The sequence below is a fragment of the Methanobrevibacter sp. genome, from assembly GCF_017410345.1.
Lineage (GTDB): Archaea > Methanobacteriota > Methanobacteria > Methanobacteriales > Methanobacteriaceae > Methanobrevibacter.
In genome coordinates this window covers 1-22,203 of record NZ_JAFQQZ010000058.1, presented here as the reverse complement: position 1 = coordinate 22,203, position 22,203 = coordinate 1, and the positions used below count along the sequence as shown (strand labels likewise).

The 22,203-nt window shown below is 34.3% G+C and carries 21 protein-coding genes; 15 read left to right on the top strand and 6 right to left on the bottom strand.

Annotated elements, in window-relative coordinates:
• Positions 1-70 precede the first annotated feature (70 nt).
• Positions 71-976, bottom strand: coding sequence for a DMT family transporter (locus IJE13_RS08095; protein WP_292779203.1), 906 nt, complete (start codon positions 974-976; stop codon positions 71-73).
• Between the two features lie 219 nt (positions 977-1,195).
• On the opposite strand from IJE13_RS08095, the gene IJE13_RS08090 reads away from it, so the two are divergent.
• Positions 1,196-1,705 carry a hypothetical protein gene (locus IJE13_RS08090; RefSeq protein ID WP_292779200.1) on the top strand — a complete coding sequence of 170 codons (510 nt, stop codon included), beginning with the start codon at positions 1,196-1,198 and terminating at the stop codon, positions 1,703-1,705.
• A 207-nt stretch (positions 1,706-1,912) separates the two neighbouring features.
• The gene (locus IJE13_RS08085) at positions 1,913-2,152 is read left to right on the top strand and encodes a hypothetical protein (protein ID WP_292779197.1); all 240 of its coding nucleotides are present in this window, start codon (positions 1,913-1,915) and stop codon (positions 2,150-2,152) included.
• A gap of 73 nt (positions 2,153-2,225) precedes the next feature.
• On the opposite strand, the gene ade is transcribed toward IJE13_RS08085, so the two are convergent.
• Positions 2,226-3,947, bottom strand: coding sequence for an adenine deaminase (gene ade, locus IJE13_RS08080; RefSeq protein ID WP_292779195.1), 1,722 nt, complete (start codon positions 3,945-3,947; stop codon positions 2,226-2,228).
• A 245-nt stretch (positions 3,948-4,192) separates the two neighbouring features.
• On the opposite strand from ade, the gene IJE13_RS08075 reads away from it, so the two are divergent.
• Both IJE13_RS08075 and IJE13_RS08070 read left to right on the top strand, forming a co-directional pair.
• Positions 4,193-4,618 carry a secondary thiamine-phosphate synthase enzyme YjbQ gene (locus tag IJE13_RS08075; protein ID WP_292779192.1) on the top strand — a complete coding sequence of 142 codons (426 nt, stop codon included), beginning with the start codon at positions 4,193-4,195 and terminating at the stop codon, positions 4,616-4,618.
• Positions 4,619-4,637: 19 nt separating this feature from the next.
• Positions 4,638-4,877: a DUF3781 domain-containing protein gene (locus IJE13_RS08070; protein ID WP_292779189.1), complete on the top strand. Its 240-nt coding sequence runs from the start codon at positions 4,638-4,640 to the stop codon at positions 4,875-4,877.
• A gap of 82 nt (positions 4,878-4,959) precedes the next feature.
• Here the strand turns inward: IJE13_RS08070 and pheT are convergent, their stop codons facing one another.
• Both pheT and IJE13_RS08060 read right to left on the bottom strand, forming a co-directional pair.
• Positions 4,960-6,612: a phenylalanine--tRNA ligase subunit beta gene (gene pheT, locus IJE13_RS08065; protein WP_292779186.1), complete on the bottom strand. Its 1,653-nt coding sequence runs from the start codon at positions 6,610-6,612 to the stop codon at positions 4,960-4,962.
• Positions 6,613-6,676: 64 nt separating this feature from the next.
• The gene (locus tag IJE13_RS08060; RefSeq protein ID WP_292779184.1) at positions 6,677-7,033 is read right to left on the bottom strand and encodes a hypothetical protein; all 357 of its coding nucleotides are present in this window, start codon (positions 7,031-7,033) and stop codon (positions 6,677-6,679) included.
• A gap of 331 nt (positions 7,034-7,364) precedes the next feature.
• Between IJE13_RS08060 and IJE13_RS08055 the strand changes: the two genes are divergently transcribed.
• Both IJE13_RS08055 and IJE13_RS08050 read left to right on the top strand, forming a co-directional pair.
• Positions 7,365-10,127, top strand: a complete 2,763-nt coding sequence (locus IJE13_RS08055; protein WP_292779181.1) for a valine--tRNA ligase — start codon at positions 7,365-7,367, stop codon at positions 10,125-10,127.
• 214 nt (positions 10,128-10,341) lie between these two features.
• Entirely contained in the window at positions 10,342-10,935 is a 594-nt protein-coding gene (locus tag IJE13_RS08050) for a TetR/AcrR family transcriptional regulator (protein WP_292779178.1), read from the top strand.
• A 40-nt stretch (positions 10,936-10,975) separates the two neighbouring features.
• Here IJE13_RS08050 and IJE13_RS08045 read toward each other — a convergent pair whose 3' ends face one another.
• Entirely contained in the window at positions 10,976-11,587 is a 612-nt protein-coding gene (locus IJE13_RS08045; RefSeq protein ID WP_292779175.1) for a flavodoxin family protein, read from the bottom strand.
• 164 nt (positions 11,588-11,751) lie between these two features.
• Here IJE13_RS08045 and IJE13_RS08040 point away from each other — a divergent pair, with 164 nt between their 5' ends.
• The 5 genes from IJE13_RS08040 (at position 11,752) to nth (ending at position 17,051) form a co-directional block, all read left to right on the top strand.
• Positions 11,752-12,537: an ADP-ribosylglycohydrolase family protein gene (locus IJE13_RS08040; protein WP_292779172.1), complete on the top strand. Its 786-nt coding sequence runs from the start codon at positions 11,752-11,754 to the stop codon at positions 12,535-12,537.
• 82 nt (positions 12,538-12,619) lie between these two features.
• Complete coding sequence (locus tag IJE13_RS08035) at positions 12,620-13,027, top strand: DUF1810 domain-containing protein (RefSeq protein WP_292779169.1); 408 nt, start codon at positions 12,620-12,622, stop codon at positions 13,025-13,027.
• 182 nt (positions 13,028-13,209) lie between these two features.
• Complete coding sequence (locus IJE13_RS08030; protein ID WP_292779166.1) at positions 13,210-14,829, top strand: AarF/ABC1/UbiB kinase family protein; 1,620 nt, start codon at positions 13,210-13,212, stop codon at positions 14,827-14,829.
• Positions 14,830-15,047: 218 nt separating this feature from the next.
• Complete coding sequence (gene aroA / locus IJE13_RS08025) at positions 15,048-16,403, top strand: 3-phosphoshikimate 1-carboxyvinyltransferase (protein WP_292779162.1); 1,356 nt, start codon at positions 15,048-15,050, stop codon at positions 16,401-16,403.
• 12 nt (positions 16,404-16,415) lie between these two features.
• Positions 16,416-17,051, top strand: a complete 636-nt coding sequence (nth, locus tag IJE13_RS08020) for an endonuclease III (protein WP_292779159.1) — start codon at positions 16,416-16,418, stop codon at positions 17,049-17,051.
• A gap of 81 nt (positions 17,052-17,132) precedes the next feature.
• Here the strand turns inward: nth and IJE13_RS08015 are convergent, their stop codons facing one another.
• On the bottom strand, positions 17,133-17,738 hold the full coding sequence (locus tag IJE13_RS08015) for a methylated-DNA--[protein]-cysteine S-methyltransferase (RefSeq protein ID WP_292779156.1): 606 nt from the start codon (positions 17,736-17,738) through the stop codon (positions 17,133-17,135).
• Positions 17,739-18,163: 425 nt separating this feature from the next.
• On the opposite strand from IJE13_RS08015, the gene cysK reads away from it, so the two are divergent.
• The 4 genes from cysK to cysS all read left to right on the top strand — a co-directional run bounded on the left by cysK (position 18,164) and on the right by cysS (position 22,123).
• Positions 18,164-19,120: a cysteine synthase A gene (gene cysK / locus IJE13_RS08010; protein WP_292779154.1), complete on the top strand. Its 957-nt coding sequence runs from the start codon at positions 18,164-18,166 to the stop codon at positions 19,118-19,120.
• A gap of 263 nt (positions 19,121-19,383) precedes the next feature.
• Entirely contained in the window at positions 19,384-20,124 is a 741-nt protein-coding gene (gene epsC, locus IJE13_RS08005; RefSeq protein WP_292779151.1) for a serine O-acetyltransferase EpsC, read from the top strand.
• Positions 20,125-20,153: 29 nt separating this feature from the next.
• The gene (locus tag IJE13_RS08000; protein WP_292779148.1) at positions 20,154-20,534 is read left to right on the top strand and encodes a transcriptional regulator; all 381 of its coding nucleotides are present in this window, start codon (positions 20,154-20,156) and stop codon (positions 20,532-20,534) included.
• 128 nt (positions 20,535-20,662) lie between these two features.
• Positions 20,663-22,123, top strand: a complete 1,461-nt coding sequence (cysS, locus tag IJE13_RS07995) for a cysteine--tRNA ligase (RefSeq protein WP_292779145.1) — start codon at positions 20,663-20,665, stop codon at positions 22,121-22,123.
• Positions 22,124-22,203: the final 80 nt, after the last annotated feature.

Genomic DNA, 22,203 nt, shown 5'->3' with positions numbered 1-22,203 from the left:
TTTAATTTTTTTTTAGTTTTTATTTTTTAAAAAAAAGTTTTATTCTTATTTTTAATTTTTATTTCTATTTCTAACTCTCTATTTTTCTACCTTCATCTTTTGCAGAGTTTCTGCTTAAAAGTATGAGTGCAGCTATTGTAATGAATACTCCACAGACCATTAGGAGTGTAGGCATTTCGAAATAGAAGATCATTCCGAATACAAGTGCTGCTATCGGTTCTCCAGAAGAGAGGATTACAGCTGTTCCGGCATCTAAATGATTCAGTGAAATTGTTATGAATATATAAGGCAGTGCAAATGATACCAATGAATGCAATAGCAGGAATAAGGTATTAGGAACAACATTCAAGCTAACGAAATTTGCAATTTGAGTGAAATTGGTAAATGGGATTGTCACTATTGTGATAGTGATCAATGAGTATAATAATATTGTAAATGTATGTCTGCCCATGTCAATTGATTTTCTGGATGTTACTGAATAGATTGCCCAGAAGACGGCAGATCCGATACCTGCAATTATTCCAAGCATTGAAATGTCAATTGAATTTTCTTCAATGAGCCCTGTTACCAATGTGCATCCGATAAGCACAAGAATTACGCATAAGACTTTGATTGAAGTTATCTTTTCCCTAAATAGGAAGTATTCAAATACCAATACGAATACAGGGGCTGTACTTAAAAGAATCGCCGCAAGGGATAATGGTACGGAATTGATGGAGTTATTGTAGCATAGGTTCAATCCGAGAATGCATAATCCGCATAGTATGAAATATGGAATATCCTCTTTATTCAGCTTCAATAGGCTTTTGTCGGTTAGGAAAATAGCTATGAATATGTATAGGATAGCTATTGAAAACCTTAAGAAAAGCAGTGTGGTTGAATCCACTCCATTTTCAGTCAATGTCCTGACAAATATTCCAGTGGATCCAAACATTATTCCTGCAAGGATTGGTAAAAGTAAGTAGATTTTCTTCATTATTTCACTTAAATGGCTTTAATTCAATTATATTCTTTATGATTTATTTTATTAAACCTTATTCTTTAGGTGGTTAATTTTTTATTTCATTTTAGAAAAAAATGAATACATTTATATATTTTGTATTACAATTTAATAGTATACAAAAATAATTTATGTATTACAATAATGAATTATTTTTAAAAATTTTTGAGATTTAAATTATATTGGGGGATGAAAATGCCTGAGAATAATGAAAATGATGAACAGAAAAGCAACAATTATGAATTTGACAACTCTGGATTCAAAGCTAAGGATTACAGCGATGCAGAGGAGTTTGAGATTTGGGATTTAGAACAGATCTTTAAGGATAGGGTTAAGATATTGCAGGAACTGAACGATGAATTTTGGGGTGCTTATGAAGATTCCAAAACTGTAGCTTCCGGAAGAAAAGGCGGTGAAAAGGAAAGATTGCAGCCTTTAAGCGTTAGGGTCAAGCCTCATACCAAGAAATTCCTAAAAGAGGAATCCATTCTTTCAGCAAGAGAAATTCTAGAGATTTATGAAGATTACAATAACGGCAGTGATGAGTACATAAACTCATTGAAAAGAGATGAAATGCTTCTTAAGGAAGAGCTTTCTGAAATTGAATTGAAATTGCAGAATGCTAAGGAGTTTACAGAAAAATTAAACGACATCAAGGAAGCAAAACAAAAAAGAAATGAGAAGATCAAGATTGATATAGAATAGTTTTGAGAAATTTTTCATTTCTATTTTTTTTACTTTTTTCATTTTTTTAATTTAATTATTTTTTATAATTTTTATACTTTTAACTATTTTTAAACTTTTTTTTTAAAATTTTTGAATTTAATTAATTTTTAACTTTTTTCAAACATCTTCTACTTTTTTAAAAACTTTTATTTATTATGAATTTATAATTATTTTTGTTGATTAGTTATGATTATAGAAAAAGTTTCTAAAAATGAGGAATGGGAAGATTACTTTATAAAGAGCAAATCCTCAAACAAACATTACATTATCACTTTTGACCTATTGGAGGATACAGTCAGCTGTGACTGTGAAGATTTCAAATATCGTCGGGAAAACCTGCGATTCGGTGGCGTTAAGCTAAGCGATAAGGAAAATCATTGCAAGCACATAAAAAAGATTTTAGAAATTAGAGATAAGTTAAAATAAGAAGAAGTTAAAATAAGAAGAAATTTGCTAAAAATTGAAAAATAAAAAAAGAATTATTAAAAAGGCAATTGCCTTATTTAATAATCACATCCATAAATTCGAAGTTTTCTCCATCAAACAATCCCTTATCGGATATCTTGATTGATGGAATAACAAGCAATGCCATGAATGCCATTGTCATGAATGGCGCTTCGATTTTACATCCCAAAGCCTCAACCATCTTATGCAAGATGCCTAATTTTTTAGCGACATCATAGACATCCTCATTAGACATCAATCCTGCAATAGGAAGAGGCAATGAGTCAGCAAAATCTTCACTGACAACAGAGATTCCACCCTTGTCATCAATGACCTGATTAACTGCATCAGCCATCATCTGAGAGTTATATCCGACAACAATTATATTGTGTGAGTCATGAGCAACTGATGAAGCGATTGCTCCTTTTTTAAGTCCAAATCCTTTAATGAATGCGTTAGCAACGGTGTTTCCACCATAACGTTCCACCACAGCAATCTTCAAGACATCCTGAAAGATGTCAGGCTGCACGATGCCATCTTTCACATATAACCTTGCAGTTGTCTTTTTGGTTAACAGATCTCCGTCAAAGCACTCAATTACATTGACTTCACATTCATCCCCATCATAATGGATATCAAAGTCACTTGCAGTCTTCTTATTTGCATTGACTGTATTTTTAGATTCGAATTCCGGAACATCAAATAGGACATTTTCCCCATCGAAGACACATTCACCGCCAATATATGTTTCTAAAACATTCAAGTCATATATGCTGTCAACAACCACAAAATCCGCCTGTGCGCCAGGGACAATGACTCCGCAATTCAGATGATAATGTTGTGCAGGGTTGATTGTCACCATATTTATAGCCTTAAGAAGATTTATTCCCAAATCGACAGCCTTCTTAATGGATAAATTCAAGTGACCTTTAAGCAAATCGTTTGGATGCTTATCGTCACTAACTATGAAATCGAATAGGGGAGAGTAAATCTTTCTCTCAAATATGTCTCTAAAAAGAAGACCCATCGGTCCTGAAAAATCAAGGGATTGGCTACCTTCCTCTATATCAAAAAGCCCTTCCATATCCATGGCAGATGAGCCGTCACGAACCATGATTTTCATACCTTTTATCTTCTTTTCAAGAGCTTCCAATACATTACTGCATTCATGGTCTGTGCTTATGCCTCCTGCAAGATATTTGTCCAAGTCGCCTCTAGTAACCAATGGGGCATGACCATCGATAGGCTTTCCATATTTTCTTGCCAAATCCAATTTCCTATGAACTTCCTCATCCCCGTTGATGACACCTGGGAAATTCATCATCTCTCCCAATGCCACAATCTCATCCTTTTTTAGCAAGTATTCTATATCGGATGAATCCAAAACAGCGCCTGAGGTCTCAAATGCAGTTGCAGGGACACAGGAAGGTGCGGTGAAATAAAAATTAAAAGGGACTTGCTTTGCATTTTCAATCATTGCTTCAATCCCTTCGATTCCTAGAACATTGGCTATTTCATGAGGGTCAGTGACAACAGCAGTGGTACCATGACGAACTGCAATCTTAGCGAATTGTGCAGGTGAAACCATACTGCTTTCAACATGAATGTGGGAATCGATGAATCCTGGGATTATCAATCCATGAACATCAATATTGACAAGGTCCTGTTCACTAATTGTAATTGGGGTTACTTCCTTAAAAATACCGTTTTCTATTGTAATTCTAGCCGGATAAATTGTGTCTGATATCACATCCAACATATATGCTGTAAATGACATTCTATTCCTCCTTATTGGGGTTTAGTAAAACTATGGTTTAAAGAACATATTGAATTCGAAATATTTTTCTTATTTTACTTATTTAAATCTTTATTTGTCTTTATTTTTATAAGTTTTGTGAAATGTTTTCTCTAAGTGTCATATATGCAAGGTTTTGGAATACTTAAAAGATCAATAATCAGAAAAGTTTAGATAAATTGAATTCAAAAATTAATATAAGTAGAAAAAATAATTTGGTGATTTTTATGCTTGCAATAAATAAATCATTAAAGATTGATTCCGTTTCCAATTTTCAAATCATCGATATAACAAGTGAGATTGTAGCTATTCTAAATGAGATAAATAAGGATAAAAAGATTCAAAATGGAATGGTTAATGTATTTACAAAGCACTCTACAAGTGCAATTGTAATAAATGAAAATGAAAGAGGACTTTTAAATGATTTTGAGAAGGTCTTAAAGGATATGGTTAAGGAAAAGGACAATTATAAGCATGATTTCATTGACAATAATGCGGCATCCCATATAAGGGCATTTCTGCTTGGTTCATCTGAAACAATTCCAATAGCTGATGGAAGGCTTGATCTCGGAACTTGGCAATCTGTTTTCTTCATTGAATTGGATGGTCCTAGAACCAATAGGACTGTTGACTTAACATTTATAGGGGAATAAATAATTATGGGGACAAATTATGGAATTATTGGATAATATTGAAAATGTGCACACCACTGAAATGGGTGTGGATAGGATAAAAAGGAATATTGGTGTAGATGTGGAAGACATTGTAGAATACTGCAAAGATAAGATCAAACAGGACAATGCAGTCATTGAAATGAAGGGAAAGAATTATTATGTGACTGTGGATGGTGTTATAATCACTGTGAATGCTTCCAGTTATACAATCATAACCGCTCATAAGGAGAAAAAATAGAAATAAGTTATTAATTAAAAAGTTGAAAAATTGATTTGAATTATTTAAAAAAATTAAAAAAAGAAAAATAAATTGAATTCATTTATAAGAATTCAATTTCAAATGCAATAACCGGATATTCCAGTTCAAAGTTTCTAATGACTTCAGGAGCTATTTCACCAAAGAATCCAGTTATTTTGCCGTTTTTGGATTCGCCGCTTACATCAGCCACTCTTCCTGGAATGAAACTGCTATTAGTTGAATCAGAGATTTCCATGCTGTATCCTAAATTGGAAAGCACGCTAGCTACAGTTGATTTTATTTCAGTGAAGTTAGCAGAGCTGTGACAGATCATTCCGGCCAATTTCTTGACTTGCCTGGTCTTGTTGGATGACTCTTCGTCCATATATAGGACATCTCCAATCTCGAAGATCTTTTGTGGAAGGTCTTCATGCTTGTTGTCTTCCAGGAACTCCATTAGGCTATTGAGTAAGCTTGTTCTGATCATGGTTCCGCTGATTGTAATTGGTTTGGAAACCTGAACATGGTCAATTTCCTCTTGGTTCATCTTTACGTATTGGCTTTCCTCACTGGTTAGCATCAGGCTCATTACTTCTTGGAAACCAAGTCCCACCATAACTTCTCTAATTGTTTTTTCACCTTTAAACCAGTTATCCTCACTTGCTACGGTAACGATATTAGGTAATTTTGCTTCAACTGCATTGATATGATATTGGATGGTAATGTTTTCAACGATATCCACTTCATGCAATATGTCAACCCTGTAAGGTGGAATGAGCACTTCCAATTCGTTATCATTAATGATGTTAGCATCAAATCTCGCCTTTTCAAGGAGTCCCTTAATGTCCTCTGCAGTCAAATCGGTTCCACCAATCAATTCGTTGGTCAGGTCAACATGCACATTTCTCACCTTTGGAGTAAAATCAGGACAGACTATGGTTTCATCCTCATATATCACTTCCATGGATTTCACTTTCCCTCCAACTTCAGCAAAGGATGCACAGAGGATGTTCAATGACTGTTCAACTGCCCTTTCATCAGTTCCGGTCACATCGACAATGATATTAGTTGTGTCTTCCTTAAGCTTGGTCAATTCACCGTTAATGATTGGAGGCATTGACAATACCTGTTCGTCCTTGTCAATGATTAAAGGATATTTGTCAAACTTATCAATCAGATGAGCATATTTCTCTCCTTTTGCATGATCTTTCAATATTTCATCAGGAGTCATTTCCTCATCCATTTCAAGAGGAACAAATGAATGTTCGTCTTTTGGAGTTGCTATGTATTTGTATGGTCCGCTTATTACGTCTGCGTTATGGACACCGATAGCAACTTTCTTACGGTCCCTTCCGATTACCCAGTGAAGGTTTTCCTGGAAATCCATGATGTATTTGATCTTGTCTCCGGTGAAGTCCACTCCTTCGATTTTTGCAAATCTGATGTATGGTCTGATTTCCGCCACATCAGGACTTACATAAACTTTCTCGCCGGATTCTTCAATCTCATATTTCGGAAGACCGGTTTCCATTCCCAAAAATCCTTTAAATGATCTTGCTACCCCTTCGACGGACAGATTGTCCGGACGGTTCGGGAAGAATTCAACCTTGATTTCCTCGTCATCATAATCTTCAATATCACTTGCCATCATAGGTAATGTATTGATAAGTTCGTCTTTTTCCATATCAATACCTAAATCCTTTAAATCTTGATATTTAAATGTAATTACAGGCATATTATCTCCTAATACTGTTCAATAAAATTTCATAAGCTTATAAGTTAAAATAAGAATTTATTCATTATAACCCAAATACGGCTATAAAGAATAGGGATTCAAAAACAAAGTGTAATGTTCTATGAGGTAACCATGGCATATGTCTTATGGCAATTGAATGGCTTACATCCAATAGGAAATGTATTAAAGCTGCCAAGAATCCCACCTTTAATGAGAAGAATACACAGGATATGAAAATAAAATGGAAAAGTGCTTCTAAGGCTTCATGAACAATCCATGCTTCCATAACATCATCTAATGCACTGCTGATAATTCCGCCGAATATTATGTAGAAGTCTCTTACATAGTCCCAAACGAGTCTGCTGTGAAGTTCATCACTTATAGCAAGTGCAATAGCTACATAAAACCATAATAGTCCCATTCTGTCACCTCTTTAAAATTAATTTTTGAAATTTATTTATATTCTTTGTTTATATACTATGTTGATTTTTGTTTATTATTTATTATATAATTATTGTTTTTAAGAAGTTTTTTATGAATTGAAATAATAAAATTATTGGAATATCTATTTTCAAATATTCTACACAATATTTAATAAATACTTTTAATAAATATTAAATTAGAATGTTTTATTTTGAAATATTAATTTATTTGAACAATTCCAATAAGTTCAAAATGGATTAATCCATTAAGTTTCAAGGTTACATTTTTATTTAATTATTTTTATTATTCATTCTATTTGGAGGAATATTTTGACAAATAAAGAAATTCCTAAAGATTATGACCATAAAAACGAAGAAAAATGGCAGAAAAAATGGGAAGAAGATGAGATTTATAAATTTATTGGTGATGGAACAAGGCCAAGATACATTATAGACACTCCACCGCCTTATCCAACTGGTCTGCTTCATATGGGCCACATCTTAAACTGGGCTTATATGGACTTCAATGCAAGATACAGAAGGGAAAAGGGAATGGATGTATTGTTCCCACAAGGTTGGGACTGTCATGGTCTTCCTACTGAAGTGAAAGTGGAAGAGACCCATAACATCAAAAAGAACGATGTCACAAGGGCAGAGTTCAGGGATATGTGCACTGACTTGACATCACACAATATTGAAGTTATGAGAGGGCAAATGCGTTCTGTCGGTTTCTCACAGGACTGGAGCAGAGAATACATTACAATGACTCCAGAATATAGGAAAAGAACCCAATTGTCCTTTTTGAAAATGTATGATCAAGGATTGATTTACCAAGGCATTCACCCTGTAAACTGGTGTCCTAGATGTGAAACAGCTATCGCTTTTGCAGAAGTGGAATACAGTGACAACACAACATTCCTGAACTATGTGAATTTCCCACCTGCAGAGGTTCCAGAGGAAGTCTTGGCTAATGTTGAAGGAAATTCCTATGTGAGATATGCGGATTTCCCAGATAAGGCTGATGCAAGCGTTCCTGGCGTATTGATTGCTACAACCCGTCCTGAACTTATGTCCGCTTGTGTGGCTGTAGTGGTTCACCCTGAGGATGAAAGGTACAACTCCCTTTTAGGCAAGTATGTGGAAGTTCCTTTATCCGGTCAAAAGGTTAAGATCATTGCAGATGAAGAGGTGGATATGGAATATGGTACCGGTGCAGTAATGATTTGTACCTTTGGGGATAAGACTGACGTTGCTTGGGTAAACAAATATGACTTAGATGTCATTGAAGCGATTTCCGAACAAGGTATCTTAACCGAAGCGGCTGGAAGATACGAAGGTATGGAATTGCAGCCTGCCAAAAAGCAAACCATCGAAGACTTGAAGGCTGAAGGATACTTGACCAAGCAGGAAGAGGTTGACCAGAATGTAGGCCAATGCTGGAGATGCAAGACACCTATTGAGATTCTGGTTAAAAAGCAATGGTTTGTAGCGGTTACCAAATTGATTGATGAAAGCAAAAAGGCATCCAATGAAATGCGTTGGGTTCCGGAACATATGGAAAGCCGTTTATTGAACTGGGCAGATTCCATGGAATGGGATTGGTGCATTTCAAGACAAAGATTATTTGCAACCCCTATTCCGGTATGGTATTGTAAGGACTGTGGCAAAGTCATTTTGCCTGATGAAGACCAATTGCCTATTGATCCAACTATCGACCAGCCAAAACACGCATGTGAATGCGGCTGCACTGAATTCATTCCTGAAGAGGATGTATTGGATACTTGGATGGACAGTTCAATTTCCCCATTATCCGTTGCAGATTGGCCAAATCCTGGTTGGGAAGAGATTTTCCCATCAAGCATTCGTCCGCAAGGTCACGATATCATTAGGACTTGGGCATTCTATACCACTCTCCGTTGTTTAGCACTTACAGGACAAAAGCCATTTGACGATATTGTAATCAATGGTATGGTATTTGGTGAAGACGGTTACAAAATGAGTAAATCCCGTGGAAACGTTACAGGTCCTGAAGAGGTCATTGCAGAATATGGTGCAGACCCATTAAGATTATGGGCTGCAAACAGTGTCCCTGGATCTGATGTTGCATTTGATTGGAAAAACATCAAGCATGGCTACAAATTCATCAGAAAATTCTGGAATGCATTCAGATTCATCAGCATGCACATATTCGATGAAGAGTCTGAAAAGGCTTTAAGCGGTGATGTGGAAGCAATTAAGGCTCATTTAAACCCTATGGACACTTGGATATTTGCAAAGCTCAATAAGGTAAATAAGATTGTTGATGATGCATTTTATGATTACAATTACAGCATTGCAGTAAATACAATCGAACAGTTCGTATGGCATGACTTCTGTGATGAATACATCGAAGCTGTAAAATACAGACTATACAATGATGACATCAGCGAAGAGTCAAGAATCGCTGCAAAATACACTCTCAGAACTGTTGTGGAAGATACATTGAAACTCCTTGCTCCAATTGCACCTTTCTTCGCTGAAGAGGTTTACCAATACTTCGGCAATGAAGGCAGCATTCACAACGAGCTTTGGCCTGAAATTGACCCTAACTTGGATTCTTCTGAAACAGAAAAAGATGGTGACTTGGCCATTGAATTAATAGGGGAGGTAAGAAGATTCAAGTCAGCTTCAAAAATCCCATTGAATGCGAATGTGGCTAATGTAAACGTTTATGTGAGTGATAAGACTCAAGACTTGAAGGATGTATTCGAATACTACAGTGATGACATTAAGGGAACCTTGAAGATAGAGGATTTCCAAATCTTGACTGGTAAGCCTGAAGTCCATGAGAAAGTCATTGAGATTGAGCCGGACATGAGTAAGATCGGACCGACCTTCAAGAAGAATGCAGGTCAGGTCATAGGATTCATCAAATCAACAGACCCTGATGAAATAGCTAAGCAATTGGAAGAAAAGGGCGAAATAGCTATTGCAGATGGCGTTATCACTGAAGATTTCCTAAAGATGAAAAAGGAAATTGTAGGTGCAAGCGGTAAGAAGGTTGACATCTTGCAATCTGAAAAACTCGGCATAATCGTAGAAGTAGTCAGATAATTTTAATTATTTGATTTTACAAATTTTAATTTCATGAAAAGTTCAATGCTTTTCATGTAAATCTTTTTTTTATTTTTATTCTCAAATTTCTTTTTTATCAGACTTTTTTTATTATTTTTCTTTTCATTTTTTCTTTTAAATCAATTGAACGTTTTTTAAGAAATCTGGAATCAAATAGATAAATATATATTAATTTTTAATCATATTTTTAAATATGAAGATTGAGCTTGATCCAACTGAAGAGAAAATTGTTAATGCAACATTTAATATTCTGCAAAAAGAGGGAGTTACAAAAGCCACAACCAAAAAAATAGCTAAGGAAGCTGGAGTGAATGAAGTAACCATATTTAGAAAATTCGATTCCAAAAAGAACTTAGTTGAAGTTACAAAAAATTACCATATCCAATTGTTTATGGAGAAACTGGAAGAGATTTTTGACTTCAGGGATAATGAGGAAATAGAGGAATATCTTCAAATCAGCTTTTTTGGATTATTAAGCCTTAGTGATAATGAATTCAGTGTTTTGAAAGTGGCATTGGAAGAAGTGAGGGAAATTCCTGAAAAGAAACTTCTGATTTCCCAAGTCACTGATGCCATTCTCGAAAAGAATGAGGAATTTTTCAAAATGCAAATAGAGCAAGGCAAAATTAGAGAAGTTGATCCAAGAGTCTTAGGTGCAATTTGCTTCAGTGTATTATTCCAATCCATTGTTTTCTGGAAAGTATATAATGTTAGTCAGGATTTGGAAACAAATAATTACAATGAAAAATTCTTGGATATACTTTTTAATGGAATAAAAAGTAAATAATCTTTTTTAATTTTTTTAAATCTTTTTTTATTAATTTTTATTAATTTTTTATTTTACTTAATTCCGCACCTATCTTATAGGCATTTTTCAAATCAATTTCAAATTCTTCCTCTTTTTCTTTGATTTGGGAATCTGTTTTCCTATGGCTTTTTAAACCCTTGTAGGATGCATAAACTTTAACTTCTCCATTTAACATCTTAAATAAGTCCTCTGTTGATTTGAGTGTAGGTTGAACATTCTTTTTAAAATGTTCCTTAGGAGAAATGACGCTATAAAAGATGCCTACATTGACATTTCCTTTATAATGATAGTTTCTATCATATGAAACAATGCAATAGATAAGTCTTTCAACCAAAGCTCTGTAATGGCTTGTCGGTTCATTGAAGAATATCTGGGAACCTATTAAAAGGGTGTCTGCATTCAAAATCTTTTCAATTATTGGTGATAAATCGTCTCTCCAATAACATTTGAAGCTTTCCTTGTTTTTCTTTTTGCAGATTGAACAAAGCATGCACCCTCTCATATCCAATTTATATAAATCGAAATATTCTACTTCACTGCCAACTGATTCGGCACCTTCCCCTGCAGATTTTAATAGTTTGGCTATTTCCTGTTTCATTTTAGGGTCTGCATTGATTACAATGGTTTTCATTAAATCACCTTTTCCGAATAAACATTTCCAAATAAACATTTCCTAATAAATTATTCTGAACTAATCCTTATATAGTTTGCTTTTTTGGATTTTCCATATTTTTAGATATTTTTATAAGTAACGAAGTTCATAATATATTTATATAATAATATAGGGGGTAAAATATGAAAGGAATCATTGGCGCAATTGCCGGAGATATAATTGGATCAAGATATGAGTTCAAACCAATTAAAACCAAGGAATTTTCTCTTTTTAATAAAAAATCCACTTTTACTGATGATACCATTATGACACTTGCTGTAGCCAAATGGCTGATTAACGATAAGAACTCCAAGGAAGAGTTGGTCAGACAACTTCAATACTTTGGAAACGGATATCCCAACGGAGGATATGGAAGAATGTTCAAGCAGTGGTTATCAACTGAAAATCCGAAGCCTTATGGAAGTTGGGGAAACGGTTCAGCAATGAGGGTTTCTCCGGTTGCTTGGGTAGGTGAATCCTTGGAAGAGGTTCAGAAATTGGCAAGGATTTCCGCGGAAGTGACTCATGACCATCCAGAAGGAATCAAAGGAGCACTGGCCACTGCCGATGCTGTCTATTTGGCAAGGCTCGGCTCATCAAAGGAAGAAATCAGAGACCATATTGAAATAAGATATGGTTATGATTTGAATAGGACTCTTGATGAGATAAGGCCATCCTATAAGTTTGACGTTTCCTGTCAAGGTTCCGTTCCGGAATCCATCATCTGCTTTTTGGAAGGTGAAGATTATGAGGACACAATCAGAAACTGCATTTCATTAGGTGGGGATGCAGATACCATGGCAGCCATTGCAGGAGGAATCGCTTCTGCCTACTGGGAGGTTCCAAGGGATATTCAATACAAATCCATTGAAAGATTGTCCTACGAGCTTTTAAATGTTCTAATTGAATTTGAAGATAAGTTCTTATAATTATTTTTTAAATAAAATTTAAATTAAAGAAATATGATTTTCAAATTCCTTTTTCTATTTTTTTAAATTATGAGGGGATATTATGAGTCTGGACAGGTTTATAGATGCACAAAAGGAAGATTACGATATGGCCTTTAGGGAAATCAGCAATGGCAGAAAGAGAAATCATTACATGTGGTATATCTTCCCTCAAGTCAAAGGATTGGGCAGGAGCTCTACAGCCAAATACTATGGCATTGATGGGTTGGAGGAAGCAAGGGAATATATTGAAAATGAATATCTGAGAAATAATTTAGTAAATATATCCCAAAAGTTATTGGATTTGGAAACTGATGATCCTAAAGATATATTTGGTTCAATTGACAGTAAAAAACTAAGAAGTTCCATGACTTTATTTGAAATTGTTAGTGATAATGATGTTTTCTCAAAGGTATTGGAAAAATATTTTGATGGAAAGAGGGATCAACTTACCTTAGATTTGGTAAAATAATCTTCTTCTCATTTCATATTTTTTCTTATTTTTTATTCATATCATTTTAAGTTTTTTTATTATTTTTAGATAAGTTTAATTATAATTTTAATCATATACTTATATAGCATTAAATAGAAATATAAAATTCCTAATGAAATTAAAAAATAATTCCTTAATAATTCCAAAGAAGGTCGATTATCATGCAAAGAAAAACACTTTCACGTTTTGATGAAATCTTAAAAATTTTTAGAAAATATGATTTTGATAAGGTTTTAGGTCAAACTACCCGTAATAAGATCAGCCCATTTAGAAGTGAAGCTGATAATAAGGAATTATTAAAGGACGACCTTCCTGAAAGATTAAGATTAATGCTTCAAGAGTTAGGAACAACCTTCATTAAATTCGGTCAGCTCTTGGCTTCAAGGCCTGATTTAGTTGGAGAGAAAATTAGTGAAGAGCTTTCACAATTGCATGATGACAATCCTCCAGTAAGTTATGAAGAAATCAAGGAAATGATTGAAACTGAACTTGGAGGTAACATAGAAAAGTTTTTCGCTGAATTCTCTAAAGATGCACTTGCTACAGCATCCATTGCACAAGTTCACGAAGCCAAATTGCATAGCGGCGAGCGAGTGGCTGTCAAGGTTCAAAAGCCAAATGTTGATGAGATTGTAGATACCGATTTAAGCATAATGAAATTCATTGCCAATGAATCAGATAGATTCAATACTGGCTTTAAGCACCTTAACCTTCCTGCTGTTGTTCATGAATTTGAAAGGTCCATTACTAAGGAAATGGATTTTGACAATGAATTGATGAATATCAGGCATTTGAATGACAATTTCATATACAATGATAAAATCATCGTTCCTGTCACATATCCTGATTATTCCACTGAAAAAGTTCTGACCATGGAATATGTTGATGGGATAAAATTATCTGAAGTCATTGCAGGTGATGATCCAAAATATAATAAGGTGCTTATTGCAGATAGAATCGTTCGCTCTTATTTCCAACAGCTTTTCATTGATGGGTTCTTCCATGCAGACCCTCATCCAGGCAATATCTTTGTAACAGATGAAAATGCCATATGTTATATTGATTTTGGTATGATGGGAGCTCTTGATGAAGAGTTCAGACAAGACTTGGCTGAATTGATGATTCATTTCTCTGACCGTAATATTGACGGTTTGATCAATCAGCTGATTCGCATGGATATATTAAATGAGAAAACAGATATCACTCTTCTAAAAAGCGACCTCACTGATTTGTTTGCCAAGTATTATGGTGTGGAGCTCAGTCGTTTCAACGGTATTATTGAGGACCTTCTCTTCCTGATGCAAAAATATGATGTCAGATTGCCAAATGAGTTTGTTCTAATGGCAAGAGGATTGTCAATGGTTGAAAACACTGGACTGCGTCTTGACCCGGACATTGATGTTGTAGCCCTTCTTAAGCCATTTGCCCGCAAGCTAATGGTTCAAAGGTATAATCCTATCAAGATGGCAAGCAATGCAAAAAACAGTTTCTTTGCTTTTGAACATGTATTAAGAGCATTGCCAAGCCTCATTTCAAAAACCATCTATAAGGTTGAGGAAGGGGAAGTGACTGTCAATATTGAAGTAAAGCACATCAGTGAGATTACAAACCAAATTTCCCTTGCAATAATTATTGCTGCGCTTTTGGTCGGTTCATCTTTGGTTATGCTGATTGATGTGGGACCTACATTCTTTGAAATGCCTGTACTTGGTTTTGTAGGATTTACAATAAGTCTGGTGCTTGGTGTATTCACTGTTTTAAGATATTTCATTGACTTCTAATGTCAATTTTTTTATTCATTTCTTCATTTATTTTTTAAATTTTTTATTTCAAATTTTTATTTTTTGGCTTCTGTTTTTTTCTAATTTTTTAATTTTTTACTATTTTTGCCTATTTTAGAATAAAGTTTAATTATAATCTTAATCATAATATTCATAAGAAGTATTTAGTAAAATAAAGGATTAATTCTCATATGGGATTAATCAAGGGATTGTAATAAATGAATCTTAAAATAAAAAACTTTTCTAAAATCAATGGAAGCGTTAAAGCACCTTCCTCTAAAAGCTATAGTCATAGAGCGGTTATTCTTGCATCACTATCTGAAGGCAAATCCAAGCTGTTTGATGTGCTTTATTCTGAAGATGTATTGTCAACCATCAGATCATGCGAAACTCTTGGTGCAAGGATTGATAGAAAGAAGGAAATCATTTTAAAAGGAGATAAAAGCCAGACTGTTGACTATTTGGAAGTTTACGGAACTGGTGGCAAATTACATAACAGTTCTCAAGACATGATTGATCTAGCCAATTCCGGAACCACACTTAGAATCATGACAAGTGTGGCTGCATTATCAGATAATGAAGTAATCTTCACCGGTGATGATTCACTTAAGACAAGGCCTATGGGCGCATTGATTGATGCATTGGAAGCTTTAGGTGTTAAGATTGAATCATTGAATGACAATAACAAGGCTCCACTAAAGGTTTATCCTGGCTATGATGGTGGAGAGACAGACATATTGGGAAGCATCAGCTCCCAATTCATATCCTCAATTCTCATTTCAGCCCCTTTATCCAAAAAGGGAGTAGTACTTGAAGTTTATCCTGAATTCGTATCAAAACCTTATGTTGATATGACCATTTCCATTTTGGAAAAGTTTGGAATAGCTATTGAAGAGGAGAATTATCAGTTCCATGAAACCTGCAAGAAGGAACATACCGATTGTTTAGGGGTTAAATTCAATGTAAAACCGCAAAAATACATTGCCAGCGATTATATTGTAGAGGGAGATTTTTCTTCCGCTTCTTACCTACTTGCAGCAACAGCCATTGCAGGAGGCTATGTGAGAGTTGATAATCTGTTCAGCGATTCCAAGCAAGGGGATAAGTTTATTTTAGATATTTTAGAAGAGATGGATGCCAATGTAACCGTTTTTGATGATTATGTTTCCTTAAGGTCCAATGGAAAATTGAGGGGAATTGATGTAAACCTGTCAAATGCACCTGATCTATTGCTTACTGTAGCGGTTCTCGGTGCCATTGCTGAAGGAAAAACCACAATAACCGGTGTAAAGCATGGCAGATTAAAGGAAACCGATAGGATTGATACAACATGCAGAGAGCTGGAAAAATTAGGATGCAAGCTTGAGGAGTTTGAAGATGGAATGACCATTTATGGTCAAACAATTGGTGATGGAATCGTTGAATCCCATAATGATCATAGATTGGCAATGGCATTTTCCCTTCTCGGATTGAAACATGATGTTGAAGTGGAAAATGGAGAATGCTTCGATGTGTCATTCCCTAATTTCATTGAATTGATGGGTGAAATTGGAATAGAATTGGAATTAAAGTAGTTGGAGATTATTATGAATGATGAAGAAAGAATAAGAGAGATCTTTAAAAGATTGAATGAAATTTATACCATTCGCACTTTTCATGACCATGACCCTTATAAGGTATTGATTAGGACCATTTTATCTCAAAGAACAAGGGATGAAAATACAGATCAGGCTGCAAATGCATTGTTTGATGTCTATCCGGACATTTATGCAGTTGCTGATGCTCCAGTTGAGCATGTTCAGGAATTAATCAAGCCTGCTGGTTTTTATAGAGTTAAAGCTGCACGTATTTTAGAAGTTTCAAGAATATTGATTGACCAGTATGGCGGAGAGGTTCCAAGGGAAATGGATGAGATGCTCAAGCTTCCAGGAGTAGGCAGAAAAACAGCCAATTGCGTTATAGTATTTGCTTTCCAGGATGCGGCCATTCCTGTAGACACTCATGTTCATAGGATATCAAACCGGTGGGGAATTGCAGATACTAAAGAGCCGGAAGAAACAGAGATTGTCTTAATGGAAAAGGTGCCTAAGGACCTTTGGGTTGATTTGAATGATTTGATGGTTCAATTTGGTCAGACTATCTGCAGACCAATAGGTCCTCAATGTGACAAATGCCCACTTACAGACCTTTGTGAATATGATGCAAATAAATTAGAAGAATAATTTTATTTTTTTATTTTTCTTTATTATTCTTTATTATTCTTTATTTTTCTTAATTATTTTCTTTTTTTTTTTTAATTGAAATTATACTAATTTAGTTTGAGTGGTTTTATCAAGGGATATTATGGGACTATCCCCTATTATCTTTTTATCTTGGATCATAAGTCCATCCAATTCAAGAAGTGTCTTTTTAGATTCCAATCCTCCTGCAAATCCACTGAATCCACCAATTGTTCTATCTGCTTTAACTGTTCTATGACATGGTATGATGATTGGAAAAGGATTTTTAGCCAGTGCGGTTCCAACTGCCCTATATGCTTTAGGGCTGCCCACTGCTTTTGCAATGTCTTTGTAGGTATTTACAGTTCCTTTTTCAGTATTGAATTCCGCTTCCAAGACAGCTCTTTGAAATGGCTTTAATTTATCTAAATTAAGATATTCAAGGGAAAATTTGTAATCCTTTTCATTAAAGTAATTGTTCATCTCTTTCAATACATTGTTTAATTGCTTGGATTTTTTATTGATATGCAATTCTCCTTCTTGTTCATATTTTTCTTTAGCCATTTGTGATGATGTTTGATTTGGATTTGAAATAATAATCTCTTCAATTTGGAATTTTGGTTTTTTCTTCCAGATTATTGTTATTTCTCCAATTGGGCTTTCATTGATAATGTATTTAAAGAGAGTCATTTTATCACCAAACTTTTAAAAAAAGTTTGATCAAAATATTTTCATTTAAAACAAAAAATATTTTTAAAATTTTTTAAACTTTTTTGACATATTAGAATTATTTTTAAAAATTTTACTAAAATTTTAGTTTTCTATAGAAATATTTATATATCATCATTTATTAACTATTATATAACAATTGTTATATTTTTAACTTTTGTTGTGATTTTATAATTTCTCTTTCAAGAATTTTCAAGAAAATTTTTGGGATTGATTAAAATTATAAATAAAATAAGTTATTAAATTAATATATTAAATATTTAAAATTAGCTATTAGAAGGGATTTGGCAATAGTTATTTTTTATATTCTTTAATAATGCAAATTTTTTATAAAAAAATTAATTAAAAAATTGAATTATACAAATAAATTTTATGATGTGATTATTATGGTAAATATTCCTGAATTGAAAAGAGGCATAGCTAACGATATGACAGAAGCTATTGGAAACACTCCTCTTGTAAGATTGAACAGATTGACAGAAGGATTAGAAGCGGATGTGCTTGTAAAGGTCGAATCTTTTAATCCGGTAAGCAGTATTAAGGATCGTATTGCAGTAAATTTAATTGAAACTGCTGAAAAGGATGGGTTGCTTAAGGAAGATTCAGTAATTATCGAACCTACAAGCGGTAATACCGGTATTGGTCTTTCCTTTGTGGCAGCTGCAAAAGGCTATAAATTAATTTTAACCATGCCTGAAACCATGTCCATTGAAAGAAGAAAGCTTCTTGCAGTATTCGGTGCTGAAATAGTTTTGACTCCAGGCAGTGAAGGTATGGGCGGAGCTATTGCCAAGGCAAAGGAATTGGCAGAAAGCACTCCAAATTCATTCATGCCACAGCAATTTGAAAATAAGGCAAACTCTGAAATTCACAGATTGACTACCGGTCCTGAAATTTATAGGGATACCGATGGTGAAGTGGATATTGTTGTATCCGCTGCAGGAACTGGTGGAACCGTAACTGGTATTGCACAATACATCAAACCTTTAAAACCTGAATTCAAGGCGGTTGCTGTTGAACCGGCCACTTCCCAAACTTTAGGAAAAGGTGAGAAAGGACCTCATAAGATCCAAGGTATCGGTCCAGGTTTCGTTCCTGATGTATTGGATTTGGACTTGATTGATGAAGTCATTCCTGTAAAGGATGAGGACGCAGGAAACACCTTGTTGAGATTGGCTAGAGAAGAAGGTATTTTCACTGGAATTTCCTCCGGTGCAGCTACTTGGGCAGGTTTGGAACTTGCTAAACGTCCCGAAAATAAGGGAAAAACCATTGTAGTTATCTTACCGGATACAGGTGAAAGATACTTATCCACTGAGTGGGTCTTTGGAGATTTATTCTAAGTGGATATGCGGAATACGATTTAGGGATTTATTCTAAATAAATCTCTTATTTTTTATTTTTTTAGAATTTTTATTGGATAATTTTTCAAAACTATTTTTCATATATTTTAAATTTTCATTATAAATTAAAATAGTTTATATATTAAAAGATAAAAATATAACTTTGTTATTATAACAGATGTTAAGTTTATATTAAATTAAGTATAAATATATGAATATATTAACAATAGTTAAGTATTGCTTATTAATTGAATGGTGAATTTATGTTTGACGATTTAAGAGATGATCTGCAGGCTGCAAAAGCAAGAGACCCTGCTGCCAGAAGCAGTTTAGAGATATTGCTTTGTTATCCTGGTATATGGGCCATTATTTTACATAGGTGGAATCATTGGCTTTGGACACATCACTTGCCGTTTTGGGGAAGATTCTTCTCTCAAATATCAAGATTCCTGACAGGAATTGAAATTCACCCTGGTGCTCAAATAGGTAAAAGAGTATTTATTGACCATGGAATGGGCATTGTAATAGGTGAGACAACTATTGTTGGAGATGATGTCTTAATCTATCAGGGAGTTGTTCTTGGAGGAACAAGTCTAAGTAAAGGCAAAAGACACCCAACTGTTGAAGATGCAGTTGTAATCGGTTCTGGGGCTAAGGTTTTGGGAAACATTACCTTAGGTTGCTCTTCTAAAATAGGGGCCGGAGCAGTTGTATTGCAGGATGTTCCAAGAGGTGCTACAGCAGTAGGTGTACCAAGCAGGATTATTCATGAAGATAGGAGATGTGTCTTGGATTTAGAGCATGAGTTCCCCGACCCTGTTTCATCAGCTATTGACTTGCTATTGGAACGTCAGGATGAGCTTGAAAAAAGAATCAATGAATTAAGTCATTTTCATGATTTGGACCATTTTGAATTCAGTCATGATTCTGAAGTTGAAGATGTATTTAAAGGTGCTGATGGAAAATTATTTTATAAATTGAATAATTATATGGATGATGAATAAAAAAATTTTAAGCATTTTGGAGGTATTTTATGAAACCACCTTGTGAAATGGTAGTATGGTATATCATACCAGCTATTAGATCTGAACTTGCAAAAGATTTATTGAAATTAGGTATGAAACAAAAGAAGATATCTGAATTGATGGATATTACCCAGCCTGCAGTATCTCAGTATTTGACTGATAAAAGGGGTAGTGGCATTGTATTTAATGATGATGTAAAGGCATTGATTCAGGAATTTGCAAATGACTTGAATGAAGGAACTGCAACCAAATTTGATATTATCCCTCGTACATGTTACATTTGTAAAAGAATAAAAACCGAAGATGTCATTTGTCAAATTCATAAGGAAAAAGGACATATGCCTGCAGATTGTAGAGCATGTTTAGGTTCTGAAGCACATTTATTATAATTGGTAGTATTTTCTACTGATTTTATTTTAAGGATTATTATCTATAGGCTATTTTATATAAGGATTATTTTTCTATAGATATGGTTATTAGACTTATTTTTATTTTAACAAGGTTTTAAGGAGATATAATGGAAATTTATAGTACTATGTCAAGGGAAAAGGAAGAGCTGAATACATTGTTTGAAGATAAGATCAAGCTCTTTGTCTGTGGCCCTACAGTTTATGATGATGCTCATATCGGTCATGGAAGAACTTACATTTCCTTTGACACCATAAAGAGATATTTGGAATTCAAGGGATATTCTGTATTCTACTTACAAAATATTACTGATATTGATGATAAGATCATTAACAGAGCAAAGGAAAGTGGTGTAGACTCCAAATTGCTTGCAAAGAAATTCGAAAAGAGATTCATTGAAGATATGGCTGCTTTAAATGTAAAAAGCGTTAACTATTTTGCAAGAGCTACTGACCATATGGAAGAGATATTGGATCAAATTCAAAGATTGATTGATAAGGGATTTGCATATGTGACTGAAACTGGAGTTTACTTTGAAGTTGCCAAATTCAAGGATTATGGTAAATTGGCCAATCGTAAGATTGAAGAGCTTGAAACCCATAGGATTGATATTGACAGTTCTAAAAAGAGCCCTAACGATTTCGCATTATGGAAGAATAGGGAAGCGGAAGAGTTTGCAGGTGAACCTGTATGGGACTCCCCTTGGGGTAAGGGAAGACCTGGTTGGCATATTGAAGATACTGCAATCACTGAAAAGTACTTTGGACCTCAATATGACATTCATGGTGGAGGACTTGACTTGATATTCCCTCACCATGACTCTGAGATTGCTCAGATGGAAGCGGTATCAGGTAAGGAGCCATTGGTACAATACTGGATGCATACAGGTTTCCTAAATGTTTCAGGTGAAAAGATGTCCAAATCATTGGGAAACTTCATTACCATTAGAGACTTATTGAAGGAATATTCCGGTGAAACATTCAGATTGTTCGTTCTTGCAACCCATTACAGAAGTCCAATAGACTTCAGTGAAGTAAGCTTGCATCAAGCTGAAAAGAATGTTGCACGTATAAGAAACTATCTTCAAGTTTTAGATGAGAAGATCAATGAGGAATTTGAAAAGGGAAATGTTTCAGATGATATTGCAAAATTGGCCCAATTGGAAGAAAATGAACTTTTCGAGGAATTGCTTAATTTTGATTATTATGTATCATCTTATGATGCATTGAATGAAGGGGTAAGTGAATTCTTCAAGAGTATGGATGATGATTTCAGCACTCCTAAAGCCATTGCAGCTATTTTCTCATTCATCAAACAATCCAATAAGGATTTAAATGAAGATAATATAATCATTGATGATCTATTGGCTATCAAGCACTGGTTCGCAGATATCAGTCAAATATTAGGTATTGATTTCTTTGCTAAAGATGATGAAACCAGTGGTGATGAAGAGGAATTATTAAAGATAATTGCTGACGTTCGTCAAAAATTAAGAGCTGAAAAGCAATATGATTTATCTGATGAAATCAGGGATAAGCTTGTTTCATTAGGAATTGAAGTAAGTGATTAGTTTCTAATCATTTATTTTTTCTTTTTTTACTTTTTTTATTTCACTTCTTTAGAATTTTTTATTTTTATTTTTATTTTTTT